The sequence below is a fragment of the Cytobacillus sp. ABV4_503 genome (assembly GCF_056158445.1).
Window position 1 is genome coordinate 966,968 of the sequence record NZ_JBSWTH010000001.1, and the last position, 13,950, is coordinate 980,917.

At 41.1% G+C, this 13,950-nt stretch carries 17 protein-coding genes and 1 pseudogene; 8 read left to right on the plus strand and 10 right to left on the minus strand.

Annotated features, from left to right (window positions below):
• Window positions 1–431 precede the first annotated feature (431 nt).
• A complete protein-coding gene (gene fumC / locus ACXAD1_RS04985; protein WP_206834956.1) occupies window positions 432–1,814 on the plus strand; it encodes a class II fumarate hydratase in 1,383 nt (460 codons plus the stop codon).
• Between the two features lie 65 nt (window positions 1,815–1,879).
• Here fumC and ACXAD1_RS04990 read toward each other — a convergent pair whose 3' ends face one another.
• Window positions 1,880–2,098, minus strand: a complete 219-nt coding sequence (locus tag ACXAD1_RS04990; RefSeq protein ID WP_035326833.1) for an alpha/beta-type small acid-soluble spore protein — start codon at window positions 2,096–2,098, stop codon at window positions 1,880–1,882.
• A 297-nt stretch (window positions 2,099–2,395) separates the two neighbouring features.
• On the opposite strand from ACXAD1_RS04990, the gene ACXAD1_RS04995 reads away from it, so the two are divergent.
• The gene (locus ACXAD1_RS04995; RefSeq protein ID WP_206834959.1) at window positions 2,396–2,638 is read left to right on the plus strand and encodes a hypothetical protein; all 243 of its coding nucleotides are present in this window, start codon (window positions 2,396–2,398) and stop codon (window positions 2,636–2,638) included.
• 108 nt (window positions 2,639–2,746) lie between these two features.
• Here ACXAD1_RS04995 and ACXAD1_RS05000 read toward each other — a convergent pair whose 3' ends face one another.
• Together ACXAD1_RS05000 and ACXAD1_RS05005 are read right to left on the minus strand one after the other, a co-directional pair.
• Window positions 2,747–3,856, minus strand: a complete 1,110-nt coding sequence (locus ACXAD1_RS05000) for an ABC transporter ATP-binding protein (RefSeq protein WP_206834962.1) — start codon at window positions 3,854–3,856, stop codon at window positions 2,747–2,749.
• Window positions 3,857–3,970: 114 nt separating this feature from the next.
• Entirely contained in the window at window positions 3,971–4,537 is a 567-nt protein-coding gene (locus ACXAD1_RS05005; protein ID WP_474909595.1) for a PucR family transcriptional regulator, read from the minus strand.
• Window positions 4,538–4,623: 86 nt separating this feature from the next.
• Between ACXAD1_RS05005 and ACXAD1_RS05010 the strand changes: the two genes are divergently transcribed.
• Entirely contained in the window at window positions 4,624–4,797 is a 174-nt protein-coding gene (locus tag ACXAD1_RS05010; RefSeq protein ID WP_474909596.1) for a hypothetical protein, read from the plus strand.
• Window positions 4,798–4,992: 195 nt separating this feature from the next.
• Window positions 4,993–5,253 carry a metal-sensitive transcriptional regulator gene (locus ACXAD1_RS05015; protein ID WP_370224961.1) on the plus strand — a complete coding sequence of 87 codons (261 nt, stop codon included), beginning with the start codon at window positions 4,993–4,995 and terminating at the stop codon, window positions 5,251–5,253.
• Window positions 5,254–5,301: 48 nt separating this feature from the next.
• On the opposite strand, the gene ACXAD1_RS05020 is transcribed toward ACXAD1_RS05015, so the two are convergent.
• Window positions 5,302–5,487, minus strand: coding sequence for a hypothetical protein (locus ACXAD1_RS05020; protein WP_206834972.1), 186 nt, complete (start codon window positions 5,485–5,487; stop codon window positions 5,302–5,304).
• 89 nt (window positions 5,488–5,576) lie between these two features.
• On the minus strand, window positions 5,577–5,783 hold the full coding sequence (locus tag ACXAD1_RS05025) for a YheE family protein (protein ID WP_243507899.1): 207 nt from the start codon (window positions 5,781–5,783) through the stop codon (window positions 5,577–5,579).
• 96 nt (window positions 5,784–5,879) lie between these two features.
• Here ACXAD1_RS05025 and ACXAD1_RS05030 point away from each other — a divergent pair, with 96 nt between their 5' ends.
• Window positions 5,880–6,053 (plus strand): hypothetical protein, encoded by a 174-nt coding sequence (locus ACXAD1_RS05030; protein WP_206834979.1) that lies wholly within the window; start codon window positions 5,880–5,882, stop codon window positions 6,051–6,053.
• A gap of 87 nt (window positions 6,054–6,140) precedes the next feature.
• Here the strand turns inward: ACXAD1_RS05030 and ACXAD1_RS05035 are convergent, their stop codons facing one another.
• The 4 genes and pseudogenes from ACXAD1_RS05035 to ACXAD1_RS05050 form a co-directional block, all read right to left on the minus strand.
• On the minus strand, window positions 6,141–7,310 hold the full coding sequence (locus ACXAD1_RS05035; protein WP_474909597.1) for a YheC/YheD family endospore coat-associated protein: 1,170 nt from the start codon (window positions 7,308–7,310) through the stop codon (window positions 6,141–6,143).
• Window positions 7,307–8,672 (minus strand): annotated as a pseudogene (locus ACXAD1_RS05040) (YheC/YheD family endospore coat-associated protein). Before ACXAD1_RS05040 ends, ACXAD1_RS05035 begins: the two are co-directional and overlap by 4 nt.
• A complete protein-coding gene (locus ACXAD1_RS05045) occupies window positions 8,650–9,753 on the minus strand; it encodes a YheC/YheD family endospore coat-associated protein (RefSeq protein WP_474909598.1) in 1,104 nt (367 codons plus the stop codon). Before ACXAD1_RS05045 ends, ACXAD1_RS05040 begins: the two are co-directional and overlap by 23 nt.
• Window positions 9,722–11,128 carry a YheC/YheD family endospore coat-associated protein gene (locus ACXAD1_RS05050; RefSeq protein WP_474909599.1) on the minus strand — a complete coding sequence of 469 codons (1,407 nt, stop codon included), beginning with the start codon at window positions 11,126–11,128 and terminating at the stop codon, window positions 9,722–9,724. The genes ACXAD1_RS05045 and ACXAD1_RS05050 overlap by 32 nt, the downstream gene beginning before the upstream one ends.
• A 222-nt stretch (window positions 11,129–11,350) precedes the next feature.
• Between ACXAD1_RS05050 and ACXAD1_RS05055 the strand changes: the two genes are divergently transcribed.
• The 3 genes from ACXAD1_RS05055 to ACXAD1_RS05065 all read left to right on the plus strand — a co-directional run bounded on the left by ACXAD1_RS05055 (window position 11,351) and on the right by ACXAD1_RS05065 (window position 13,608).
• Complete coding sequence (locus ACXAD1_RS05055; RefSeq protein WP_474909600.1) at window positions 11,351–12,496, plus strand: DUF445 domain-containing protein; 1,146 nt, start codon at window positions 11,351–11,353, stop codon at window positions 12,494–12,496.
• A 106-nt stretch (window positions 12,497–12,602) separates the two neighbouring features.
• Complete coding sequence (locus ACXAD1_RS05060; RefSeq protein ID WP_113883461.1) at window positions 12,603–12,953, plus strand: YlbF/YmcA family competence regulator; 351 nt, start codon at window positions 12,603–12,605, stop codon at window positions 12,951–12,953.
• Between the two features lie 130 nt (window positions 12,954–13,083).
• Complete coding sequence (locus ACXAD1_RS05065; RefSeq protein ID WP_206834994.1) at window positions 13,084–13,608, plus strand: D-glycero-alpha-D-manno-heptose-1,7-bisphosphate 7-phosphatase; 525 nt, start codon at window positions 13,084–13,086, stop codon at window positions 13,606–13,608.
• Window positions 13,609–13,677: 69 nt separating this feature from the next.
• On the opposite strand, the gene ACXAD1_RS05070 is transcribed toward ACXAD1_RS05065, so the two are convergent.
• Window positions 13,678–13,878, minus strand: a complete 201-nt coding sequence (locus tag ACXAD1_RS05070) for an alpha/beta-type small acid-soluble spore protein (RefSeq protein ID WP_009331452.1) — start codon at window positions 13,876–13,878, stop codon at window positions 13,678–13,680.
• Window positions 13,879–13,950 lie beyond the last annotated feature (72 nt).

Sequence of the window (13,950 nt, forward strand, 5' to 3'; positions counted from 1 at the left end):
AGGGAAGCGCCGGATGGCGCTTTCTTTTTTCGGTTTTTTTTAAATTGATATATGATGAGTATATCCACGAAAATATTAAATTTATCCTCGGATTCTTCATTTTATCCCGCAATTGATATAAACATTTTGTTCAATTAATTTTCACTTTTCGGACACAAAATAGTACCCGGCAAAGAATTTCTGTTCAATCATTTCATGGTATTTTGATATTATCAAACATTTGGAGGAGATCAAATGGAGGAATTTTCTATTACTTTGGTGATTGCAAGTATTATGGTGCTTGGATACTTCATAGGATATACAATTGTAAAAGCATAGCTGCCGGCTTTAGCGCCCGGCAGTTTTTTTATTCCATTTTTTATCATTAAATTTTAAAAATAAGGGAAAAGAATAAATATGGATCATAGTGATTATTTAAGGAGGTATGAAATTTGGCTGATTTTAGAATTGAAAAGGATACACTTGGCGAAGTGAAGGTGCCTGCGGATAAATATTGGGGAGCCCAGACGCAGCGGAGCAAGGATAATTTCAAAATAGGCATTGAAAAAATGCCGATGGAAGTGATTTATGCTTTTGCTAAGGTAAAACGTTCAGCTGCAGTAGTCAACAATAAACTCGGGAAACTGTCTGATGATAAAAAGGATGCCATCACAAGGGCTTGTGATGAAGTTCTTGATCATAAGTTTGACAGTCATTTTCCTCTGGCTGTCTGGCAGACAGGGAGTGGCACACAAACAAATATGAATGTAAATGAGGTTGTCGCTAAAAAGGCAAATGACTTGCTGACCGAGAAGGGACTGCAAGAGATTAAAGTTCATCCGAATGATGATGTCAATATGTCTCAAAGCTCGAATGATACATTTCCGACTGCAATGCATATCGCAGCCTATACAGAGGTGGAGAAGAAACTGCTTCCATCATTGAAGGAATTAATAAAGACGGTCAAATTGAAAGAGGAGGCTTTTAAAACAATCGTGAAAATAGGCAGGACCCATTTACAGGATGCAACTCCCCTTACATTGGGCCAGGAGATCAGCGGCTGGCGTGCCATGCTTGAAAAGAATGTAAAAATGCTGACGGATGCAAAGCAATATCTGCTTGAATTAGCAATTGGCGGTACTGCAGTCGGTACTGGCATTAATGCAGATAAGTCATTTGGATCTGAAATGGCAAACGAAATATCCAGACTTACTGGCTATTCATTCCGATCATCTGAAAATAAATTTCAAGCCCTGACCAGCCATAATGAAATTGTTCATGTTCATGGCACATTGAAGGGTCTTGCGGCAGATTTAATGAAAATTGCCAATGATGTCCGCTGGCTCGCAAGCGGGCCACGCAGCGGAATTGGGGAATTATCGATACCTGCAAATGAACCTGGCAGTTCAATCATGCCAGGCAAAGTAAATCCGACACAGAGTGAAGCCCTTACGATGGTGGTTTGCCAGGTTTTTGGAAATGATGCCTCAATTGGATTCGCTGCCAGTCAGGGAAATTTCGAATTGAATGTGTTCAAGCCTGTTATTATCTATAATCTTCTTCAAAGCATCAGAATCCTTGCAGATGGCATGGCCTCTTTCAATGAAAATTGCATGATGGGACTGGAAGCTAATAAAGAAGTGATTAATGGCCATGTTGAGAGGTCACTAATGCTTGTAACCGCACTTAATCCGCATATAGGCTATGAAAAAGCAGCGGAAATAGCCAAACTCGCTTTCAGGGAGAATACAACCTTGAAAGAAGCAGCATTAAAAACAGGGTATATTACTGAAGAACAATATGAGAATTGGGTTGTTCCCGAAAAAATGATTTAATATAAATGGCCCTCCTTTCAAGTAGGAGGGCCAAGCCATATTTATTCAATTGTTATATTGCTTTATTAAAAAGAACCGCCGCCAAGCTGTTGTTCAGCCATTTGTACAAGGCGTTTTGTGATTTCTCCGCCAACAGATCCGTTAGCGCGGGAAGTTGTTTCTGCTCCAAGGTTTACACCAAATTCAGTAGCGATTTCGTACTTCATTTGATCAAGTGCCTGTGCTACTCCTGGTACTAGTAATTGGTTTGAGGAATTGCTTCTGCTAGATGATTGGTTGTTCATGTGATTTCCTCCTCGTAATATAAGTGTTGGTTTTTTGGTTGGGTTAGCTGGAATTGCACCAGCTCAAGGATTTTATCCTGCTCCACTGCCTGGCGTAACCCATCGTTTTTTTAGTGCGGGTGCTTGATGCCGCTGTGTTTACTCTCTATTATGTTTGATTTATAAGAGTTTATTCTTTTGAGAAAACGGGAATTTTTTCCTGAAGGGACTTACTGATTAGGAGTTTTACATAACACTGCTTAAACAAACAAACCATATGAAATATCACCTAAGTTAACGAAAGGGAGAGGATTGAAAATGGCCATATGCCCTGTCTGCAACGGGTTTGAGAAACTGGAAGCAACATGCAGCTCCTGTGGAAGCAGTATGGAGGACAGTGGAAGATTAATGGATTTTTACGATGATTACAGTGCCTATATGCCGATCGATCAGATGAAAATGGAAGATGGCTATCCCTGGGATTTTCAAAAGGAAGAATGTCCGCATTTGCTAAAGTGTCCATCATGCGGTCAGGATTCAGTAAAGTTTATCAAAGAGTAGAATGGAAATAGAAAATAGGAAGAGCCTTGCCCGCCCCCGAAATTTCAAGGGGGGAAACGCTGAAGCTGGACAGTATTAAAAAACCCCGTCATCGACGGGGCATCAATATTATTCTTTTTCAGAACGGATTCTTCTTTCATTGTCTGCATCAAAGAAATGGGCTTTGTTCATATCGAAAGCCAGCTCAAGGTTTTGGCCAGGCTTAATATCTGTGCGGGAATCCACTCGTGCAACAAAATCCTGGCTCTCGATGCTTGAGTAAATCATTGTTTCAGCACCAGTCAGTTCGGAAACGTCAATGCGGGCATTAATTTTTGAACCCGCAGAAGCATCAATAAATACTGGCTCATCGTGAATGTCTTCTGGGCGAATGCCAAGGACGATGTCTTTGCCTGTATACCCTTGTTCACGAAGAACTTTCATTTTACCCTCTGGGACAGCAATCTGAGTTTTGCCAATTACAAATTTGCCGTCTTCAAGCTTTCCGTTGAAGAAGTTCATGGCAGGTGAACCAATAAATCCGCCTACAAATACGTTTTCAGGCTTCTCATAAACTTCTTTCGGTGCGCCTACCTGCTGAATCACTCCATCTTTCATAACAACCAGGCGGGTAGCCATAGTCATGGCCTCTGTCTGGTCATGGGTTACATAGATGGTTGTAGTTTGAAGACGCTGATGAAGTTTGGCAATTTCTGCACGCATTTGAACACGAAGCTTTGCATCAAGATTTGATAAAGGTTCGTCCATCAGGAATACTTTTGCATCACGGACAATCGCACGGCCCAAGGCTACACGCTGTCGCTGACCGCCTGACAATGCTTTCGGTTTACGGTCAAGATAAGGCTCCAGACCAAGAATTTTAGCTGCTTCCTTTACACGGCGGTCGATTTCGTCTTTTGGAAATTTGCGAAGCTTAAGGCCGAAAGCCATGTTATCGTACACAGACATATGCGGATAAAGTGCATAGTTCTGGAAAACCATTGCAATATCACGATCTTTTGGAGGGACATCGTTGACACGCTTTTCATCGATATAGAAGTCGCCTTTTGAAATTTCCTCAAGACCTGCAATCATACGGAGAGTTGTGGATTTTCCGCAGCCGGAAGGACCAACAAATACGATAAATTCTTTATCCTTTATATGAAGGTTAAAGTCTTCTACTGCTGTTACTTTATTGTCATAAATTTTATAAATATTATCGAGTTTTAATTCTGCCATCAGGGTAACCTCCCAGTATTCTTTATTTAATAACAGTTTAATGGATATGCTGGTTTTCCCATATGGCCAAACTGCACAAAAAAGCTGAAAGCGTTTTTATGCAATGTGCTCAAATCATTTTTGTTCAACCAGCAAACAAGCTAAATAAACAGTCAGCGCACTGTTGAAATCTTTTAATTGAATGCCGGTTTTCTCTGTGAACCTATCCAGCCTGTATTGCAAAGTATTGCGGTGGACATACAATTTTTTTGCTGTAAATGAAACATTGGAGCTGTTCTGTAAAAAAATCTTTATGGTGTGCAGGAGTTCTGGGTCTTCTTCCAGTAGAGCAAGGCGTGAAAGCAGGCTCATTTTTAAATTCTCATCCAGACTCCCGGTGACAAGGGAGGGAAATAGCGTTTCAAATTTTAGCACCCTTTCGGCGGGAAGAAGAGAAGAGGCTTGCTCAAAAAAACGCTGTTCTTCTTTAAAATAATTGCGCAAATGTGCCTTTAGCCTATTAGGGATGCCGATGTAAAAGGATATTTTTACAAAAAAATCACTTTCAAAAGCGTTGGAGATCGCAAGGAATTCTTCATCGGCAAGTGGGTCGTTAGCTTCCTCAATGATGACCCCACTAGCTGGCCCGTTCCATAAGATCATTATTTCCCTTTCAAAAAAACCTTTAAAAGCAGCCTCCATATCCTCGCGGATCCATTCGCCCTCAGACATTTTAAATTGGACAAGCCTATACGGAACATCTTTTGCTAATGGTGGAAATTCCCCATTTGAAAATAGGTATTGAAACCAGGCTTGGGCAGCGGGGGAATGGTGAATGGAACAGTCATGGAATTCAAATAAAGTTTTTAAGACCATCAGACTGTCCGCAGATACCTCTTGAGATGGGATGCCAAGCCATTGGCCAGAATCCTCATGATGAAGCCAGTACATATCAGCATTAAAGCTAAAATCAGGTGTTTTATTTTCAAGCAGAGAACCCTTATATTGGTCATGTAATTTTTTTAACATATCATTACCCTTTAGTTTGATAAATTTTTGTGTTTCTTATATTATAGCAGTTATAATTTAATTGAAAAAATGAACTTAATCTGTGAATGTTTCTATAAAGTGAATTGAAAGTGTAAGGGGGGAGACTCATGGAATATACACCGGAGATGAAAAACCGCTTGAAGAGGCTGGAAGGGCAGGTACGGGGTGTTATCCGAATGATGGAAGAAGAAAAACACTGCAAGGATGTTGTAACGCAATTATCTGCTGTCCGTTCTGCTGTTGACCGTGCAATGGGATATATTGTTGCTAAAAATCTGGAGACATGCATTCGGGAAGCTAATGACGAAGGCAAAAATACGGAGAGTGCAATCCAGGAAGCAGTGAATATGATTGTGAAAAGCAGATAAATAGAAAAGCGGAAGGCGCCTGGATTCAGATGCCTTCCGCTTTTCTTATTACTCTGCTTCATATGGAGGTTCTTCCTTATGCAGTTCCCTGGCCTGTTCGATATTAACATCATCACCGCGTCCATGAACGGAGCCTCCAGAAAGACCTTCGTTTATAATTCTGTCTATATCCATATAAGCTTTGTCCCTGCCTTCATAGGTCATGTCCTCTGAAACCTGGCGTTTCTTATCCATGTTTGAATCGCTCCTTTATATGAAATATCCTGGCGGGATTATTTTTCCAAAAGAGCTGTAGGGTCATGCATGAATCCTCCAACTTTTTCTCATTCATACACATGAAATAACATTAACTCATGTATCTGGGATTTTAAGTCTTCCTCCTGGGCAGCAGGGTCTCCGGATGTCCATTCAATTTTTCCGTCAGGATGATAGATGCCAGTCATTTTTTGCTTTTTAAAATAAAAAGAAAATGTCCATCCCGGCAATTGTTTATTTTCATATAAAGGTTTGAACTGAAAGTGTGTCAGCATTAGGATTCCTCCAGATGTTGTAATATCCCGTTTAATGTTCATGATAAGGGGAATGGAATAGATGTAGAAACATTTTAACATTAAAAGGAGGCAAAGATGATGAAAAGAAACAATAAATTTATGATGTCAGCCATGGCACTTGGAGCAGCTTATTTAATGAGAAACCCTGAGGCACGCCAAAAGATTAAAGACCAGTTTAAATCATTCTCCGGAAGTGCCTCAAAAAAAGAGAAAGTGAAGACAGCGAAAAGCCCTGTAACGACTTATTAATCCTTTTGCGGTTTTGGAGTGGCACTTGTGAAAAATCGCATAAAAATAGCCGCACGCTATGGGTGTACGGCTATTTTTATTTGTCTGTTAGAAACCCGCCAGCGAGAAAAATAAGCGGGTCAGCTCATCAATTCTTTTTTCTTCTATCCAAACTTCATCAAAACTCATTGGTTTGGAATTTATTTCATAAATCACATAAGTGCCCTGGTCAGTTAACCCTGCATCAATAGAGTATTCTCCATAAAAACCTTTCGTCTTTTCAAGGAGCTTTCCTGCCTCCGCTGCTGCAGTATGAATAAACTCATCATGTTCTTTCGTACGGACATTTTCATAAGGAATAATTACCCCGCCATTTGGAATGTGTGTTGTAATATCCTGTTCCTTAGACTGCCTGATGCCAATTCCTGTTACAGAATAATTGCCTTCGCTGAAGTGAGCCAGAATTCTAAAATCAAATCGCTTGCCATCAATTCTGGCTGGGCTGATCGCTTTCTGTGCCAAATAAGGTTTATTTGCCAGGAGAATATCCCATTGGTTCCAAAAAATATCATAATCTGCGTAGCTGAATGAATCGCGCAGACCTTTCATTTGTATTCCTTTTCCCAGCTGGCTTAAATGGTATATCCCTTTGCCTTTGGAACCGTTTGCTGGCTTTAAGTATACATTATTATATTTGCGGATAAAGTCCTTAAGTTCTTTTGGACAAGACACAAGAATGGTTTCAGGAATATACTCCTGCAAGGGAGGATAGTCCATTAATAGCTGGAAAACTTCGAATTTGTCCAGAAATCCCGGGTTGAAAAATGGAATATTATGCTCCTTAAAAAAACGGCTCGCTTTATGAAAGGCTTCTGTTTTTTCAATTTTCCGGAAAGGTACCCTGTTATAGACAAGATGCGGAAGAGGGCATCTTGCCTCAATCCACTTATCCTGCCGGACAGAATAAATATAGCCGTTCACAGAATTCTCCTTCAGGTCTTCTGCCGTAAATACAAAGGAAACGCCATTTTGCTGAAGTATGTTTTTCTGCAGTGCCTTAAATAAGGGGCCATTGCCGGCGATAGACTGGTCCTTTCCTTTTCCGGTCAGAATGCCTATCACCGGTCCTGCATTATCGTTTTGCATTGTCAATGAAAAGGGAATCGAATTTAGTTCCGCATGCGGACTTATGGTGCTTAAAGGTTGCGGATCTCTTCCCAGGGTACAGCTGGTGCTGCTGAACCACTTCCTGCTGGCCCAGTCATAATAAATCTTCATCTGTACATTTCCTGAGGTTTCATAATGGATGCTTCGGCAAGGAAGACTGCAAATGAAAGCGAAAGCTTACGGGTAAGAAAATCGAACTCACGGAGCTGAGGGTGTTTAAATATAGATCTGCCAGGCTTGGAGTTTGCTTCGAAAAGCCACACGTGGCCATTTCGGTCCAATCCAAAGTCAAAGCCGATTTCACCGATAATTCCTTCCATGCTTCGTTCCAGGGCCTTGCTGATTTTTAGTGCCGCCTCACTCAGCTTTTCCACTGCTGCTGCTTTTTCAGCATCCGATTCAAACACTTCTTCCAGGGTTTTTATTTCGCCGCCGCTCTTAACATGGGTTGTAACACTGCCAGGTCCCGCCATTTTTGCAGCTCGCAGCTGTTACTTTCCATTCCCCATTCTCATCTTTATTCGTATGAATCCTGAAATCAATAGTCCTCTGCTCATAACGGAGCAAATGGATTCCCTGCTGAACAAGCATTCGGCTTAAACTCCGCCCTGCAAAAATATTCCCCATCAAATTTTCCAGGCTGTTAAACTTTCTCAGCCGGTTGTCATCCCGCACTCTATATCGGCAATAATAATGACCATCCTTTTTATCATAAATAATTTGATGAATACCAAGGCCCAGGCTTCCATTAATCGGTTTTAGGAAAACATGGCCATAATCAGCCAGCATTCTTTCAATGACAGAAAATGAAGAAAAAGGGTGGGTTTCCGGCAAATAGTGATTAATATCATCATCGTTCTGCAGTCTTTCATAAACATCCAATTTATTAAAGAAACCAGGATTATACCAGGGAATTAAATAGTCTCTCTGCAGACGGTCACGAACTTCTTTAAGTTCAATCCTTCTTTCGCTTTTTCGATTGGGAAGCCGATCGTATACCACATTCGGAAAAGGCACTTCAAAGGTTTCCCATCCTTCCTCATGATAAAAAAGCCCCCTGATTGTTCTTTGTTCCCAGTTGATATGCTGGTCACCGAACAAATACGGAATTGCTCCAACCGTTTTTTTGACTGAAAGCAGTTTGGCAAAAAATAGGGTCCGATCCCCGACTGGCCTCAAAGGAAAGGAGGTGAATCCTGATGTGAAGATTCCTACGAGCGGGCCGAGGTACAGTGTCCCCTTATTGGCAAATGCATGCAGAGGAATCTTAAGGTCAGGAAAATGCAGTGCATCTGCCAAACCTTTACTTATGATGATGGAGTTTTTCTTTGTTTTCTGAAGTAAGAAAGCGGCATCTGCAGAATGTGTGCCAAAGGCCAGTTTCGTCAAATGAGTATGAAGGTTAAGCTCATTCGGAATATAAACTGTTTTGGAGGCTGAATCGGAAATTTCAATTTGATATTGTTTTCTCATGATTCGTTCTCCTTTCCAATTCCTTATTGGCTGCCAGGAATTTGGCATAGTGAAGGGGAGCAGTATATAGTTCTTCCTTCTTTTCAGGCTGGCTGTTTAGGATGGTTTTTCTGCCTGGTTTTGAGTTGATATCCAAAATCCAAATAGAGCCGTTGTTTTCCACTCCTATATCGATTCCCATTTCAAATAGCGGAGGAAGCTTTCGTTCAAGCGCAGCGGGAAGTGTATTGATAATGTCATTAAGCTCATCGCAAAGAAAACTCCTCAATGAAGATGGGTATTCAGTAATCCAGTCCTCAAAAGAAATGTTGATTCCGCCCGTGCTTAAATTGGAGACGATGCCGCCATTTCTGCCCGTCCGAATGCCCCGGCCAAGTTCCTTCCAGGTGCCATTCCTGTCCTTTTGAAGCAAAATTCTTATATCAAAGGGCTGTTCTTCCTTGTTCGATAGATTCACATATGGCTGGAAGAGGTACTGCCGTTTTGCGGTCAGGCTATTAAGCCAGCTCGCTGCCTTTTCAGCGCTTTCAAAGCTGCGGGTAACCTGAGTATTCTTTTTATCTGTTTTAACAAGAATGTTTTTGCCGGTTTTCTCAATATAATAGATTCCGTGCCCCTGTGAGCCGCTTGCGGGTTTTAAGATGAGGGGATGATCAGGCAGGAGGCTGCCTATGAACCTGTCGGCGCCAGTAAAGGGTGTTGTGTTTAGCAAATAGGGTGAAATGTTTGTGCAGGACAGGATTTCATATAATTCAAGCTTATTAGGCAAGCCGTAGCCAAGGAATTGGATGTCATTTCTTGCCTTGAGCCAATTCACGATGGACATGCATTGTTTTGAGTGGGAATCATTTCCGTAAAAACAGCGGTCATAAAGGATTTCGGGCACTGTAAATTCTGCTGGCTCCCATCCGCCTGAAGCAGGGTTAAAGAAATCACCTGTAATTCTTTCTGTAATAGGATTGATATCTGAAGGCACAAACCGGCAGCAGTTAATATTACATTCATTAGCTCTTTTGGCCAATTCCATAAAATATGACTGTTCACTCCGTTTATTCAATGTCATGATTCCGAATGAAAGCATGTTGTAATCCTCCTCTTTGGATGAATGATAAAGCCGTTGCATATTCCATCAGTGCCTTGGCTGAGGGCCTTACTCTTTTTTCTTTGTCTTCGAAATTTTTGGAGGGCTTAGAATTCACTTCGATGATCCATAGTTTTCCATTTATATCTAAACCAATATCAATTCCGAGTTCTCCGACAAGCCCTTCGCATTTCTGGCTGATAATCATTGCTGTTTCAAGTGCAAGCTCCTTCAATAATGCCAGCTGCTGAACCGCTGTTTTCTGATCAGACAGCATCGAGAAAATTCTTAGAGGTTTCATGATTTCCCCGCCTCTTGCAATGTTTGAAACAAATTGCTGCTCAGCTGAAACCCTTGCAACTGCAGAAGTGGCTTTCCAGATATCCTGAAAATTTTTGTGGCAGAGCACACGGAAATCAAGCTGCCTGTTATTATAGGTTTGCAGAGGGATGGCCTGCTGGGTCAGGAAAATTGTATTCTTTTGGTATTGCTGGAACCAATGTGAAAAGCGGGTATAATTTTTGAAAGTGAGTGTATTCTCTCTGCCTTTTCCGGTCGATAGTTCTGTCATGATTTCTTCGCCATATAAACTCAGTCTGATAATATTCCGGCCCTGGCTGCCGTGTATGGGCTTAAGGAATATTAATCTGTGTCTGGCCAGCATATCCTTGATGGTTTGTTCATCTGCTATGGCTGAATCAGGGAGATAAGGCTGCATATGATCCTCAGAAAAGAGCAGGTTATGAACTTCCTTTTTTGATAAAAAACGGTCATTAAACACAGGGATGTTATATTTTATTAGGCTGTTTTTAAATGATTGAAATGCGGAACTTGCTTCAAGCATTCTGGAGTGAATCCGGTTATAGATTACACTCGGCAAAGGAACCGGACGTTTTATCCACTTTCCATTTTGCAGGCAGTACCCTTGCAGACTGCCTTGAATGAAGTCCTGAAAGTGAAACACATAAAAAAATCCCCCCATATTCGAAACAACCTCATGCAATTCATCGCAAAAAGAATGAATAGAGCGGAAGTCAGGCTCTTCGCCGCTATCATTGAAATCTGTCATCAGCCCTATAATCGGTCCGGCAGTAATAGTAAAGTCCTTTCTGGAGTAACTGGCAACGAAATGGAGTTCTTCTATTGGCAAGCAGCATTCCTGAAAAAGCAGATCACTGACAATAACTTCATCTTTCGTAATGTTTGCTCCTTCAATGGTTATCTGAATGGTGTGCTTGCCGATCCGCAGCAAATGTGGCATATGCGGATCAATATTCCAATAATGGACGAGAGAATGGCTAATTTGAATGCGAAATTGATTTTCCTGAAACTTCTTTACCGGAACAATCGTAATAGGCAATAAAGAAACTGACATGATCATTCCTCATTTGCTTATCTTTATTTGAGCATTCTGGAAAGCCGAATGCAGGGTGCAAAATGAATGCTGAATTTTACCTGCGGCAGAAAGTGCAAAACTCCCATTGATGAAGTTTTCACTGTATAATGAAAAAATAGGCAAAAGCTGATACCATATCGTATGTTCTGGGCAATAAAATGGTGCGTCTGGAGAGGCGCTTGTAACTTAAGGAAGGTAGAGATGAGAATGGAAATTGCAATAACAATAATATTGATGATGTTAATAGGAGCTCTCATTGGCGGGTTTACTAATTACCTGGCTATTAAAATGCTCTTTAAACCTTATAATGCTGTTTACATAGGTAAATGGAAGGTTCCATTTACCCCGGGGCTGATTCCTAAACGAAGGGATGAAATGGCTGATCAGATGGGTAAGCTTGTTGTTAACCATCTTTTGACACCAGAAAGCATCAAGAAAAAGTTCATCAATGCTCAATTCCAGCGTGATATGACTGGGCTGGTTCAAAAAGAGCTTGAAACTATCCTGCTGTCGGAAAAATCAGCAGAGGACATTCTTGAAGCGTTTGGAATCGCGGATGGGCAAGCGAAAACAGAAAACCGCATTAACTTATTGATTGAGCAGAAATATGAAAAAATCATTAGTGAATATCGCAGCCGCCCCCTTAAAGAAGTTATCCCTCAGGCTCTTTTGGATAAAGTGGATGAAAAAATCCCGGCAATCAGTTCAACGATCCTTCAAAAGGGTATTGATTATTTTTCCAGCATTGAAGGAAAAATGAGAATACAAAGAATGGCAGATGATTTTGTCCGTGAACGCAGCGGCATGCTGAGCAACATGCTGCAGATGTTCATGGGGAACATCAATATTGCAGATAAAATTCAGCCGGAAATCATAAAGTTTTTAAATAATGAGGGAACGTCGGATTTGATTACAACCCTTTTAAAAAATGAGTGGAGTAAAGTTCTTGAAATGGAAGCTGCAGTTATTGAAGAGCAGCTTGAAAAAGAACAGATTCTTTCAGTAATAAAGAATATTGCCCATAAGGTCATTAATCTGGAAAATATATTTAAAAAGCCTATTTCATCTTTTATGGCCCCTTATAGGACTGTATTAATAGATGAACTGGCTCCTAAAAGTGTACAGATGCTTTCTGATTGGCTTTCAGGAAAAACTGAAATGTTCATGGAAAGACTTCGTCTCGCTGAAATTGTCCGTGAACAGGTCAGCAATTTTTCGGTGGAACGACTGGAAGAAATGGTCTTTTCCATAATAAAAAGCGAGTTAAAAATGATTACTAATTTAGGGGTCCTCCTTGGGGGGATTATCGGGCTCATTCAGGGATTTATAGCCATATTGATTAATTAAGGGTATCGCCTCGCGTTTACTTTCATAGTTTGTTATAGTGTAGTGGATGTTCAAAATGGGGAAGATGGATTTTCCTTTTGAACGAGAATCGGAAGGAGTGTTTTTTATGGCGGTAAATTTATATGATTCAGCCTATGAATTAGAAAAAGCGGTGCGGGAAAGCGATGAATATAAGGCTCTAAAACAAGCATACGATGATGTAAATGCAGATCCGTCTGCAAAAGCAATGTTTGATAACTTCCGTAAAATCCAGATGGAACTTCAGCAAAAACAAATGATGGGCCAGGATATTACACAGGAAGAAGTAGAACAGGCTCAAAAGACAGTCGCACTTGTACAGCAGCACGCCCAAATCTCAAAGCTTATGGAAGCAGAGCAGCGCATGAGCATGATGATTGCAGAAATGAACAAAATTATCATGAAGCCTCTTGAAGAGCTTTATGGTGCAGTTGAATAATTAGCATTGGAAGACTCCCGGAATTGATTTCGGGGGTTTTTTTATAAGAACAAGCATTATCAATATTAAACTTGACGAGGTTTGGGTACCTTTATGATAGATGTTGATTTTTCAGTAAGGGGGCTGCAATTTGAAAAAAGCCATTTTTCTTGATCGCGACGGCGTTTTGAACGAGGTTTTATCTGACAGGGTAAAATTCGTTAACAAGCCTGAGCAGTTATATTTACTTGAAGGGGCGGCAGAAGCTGTGGCAGAGCTGACCAAAGCAGGATATGAAATCTTTGTTGTAACCAATCAGGGAGGCGTGGGGCTTGGTTTTTTAAAAGAAAGAGAGCTAAGGAGAATCCATGAAAGGCTGCAAGAGCTTGTTGCAGAAATAGGCGGTAATATTAAAGAGGTGGCCTATTGTCCTCATAAACCGAAAGCAGGGTGCCAATGCCGCAAGCCAAATGCAGGGATGCTGGTGGATTTGGCGGAAAGGCACAATCTTGATCTGTCTGAGAGCATTATGGTAGGCGATCACGAGCGGGATATTGAGGCTGGCAAGAAGGCTGGCTGTAAAACTGTTTTTATCGGCTCTGATCCAACTAGTGCAGATATCCAGGCTTCATCACTTTTTGAGGCAGTGGAAGATATTTTGGAAATGCTTAAATAGGAGAGTAAAAAACCGCTTCCGGGATTGGCTGGAAGCGGCATTTTATTTAACTATGATTGCCTGGAAGGACTAGCGTGCTCCGCCAAGCTGCTGCTCAGCCATTTGCACCAGGCGCTTTGTGATTTCTCCGCCTACTGATCCATTTGCTCTTGAAGATGTTTCCGGGCCAAGGTTCACACCGAATTCTGTTGCGATTTCATACTTCATTTGATCAATTGCCTGGCTGACTCCTGATACTAAAAGCTGATTAGAATTGCTGTTTCTTGCCATGTAAATCATCTCCTTTGGTGTAGTTTTCTTGATTGTTACACTCATAGCTTTAGGAGAGAAAATAAGATTTAT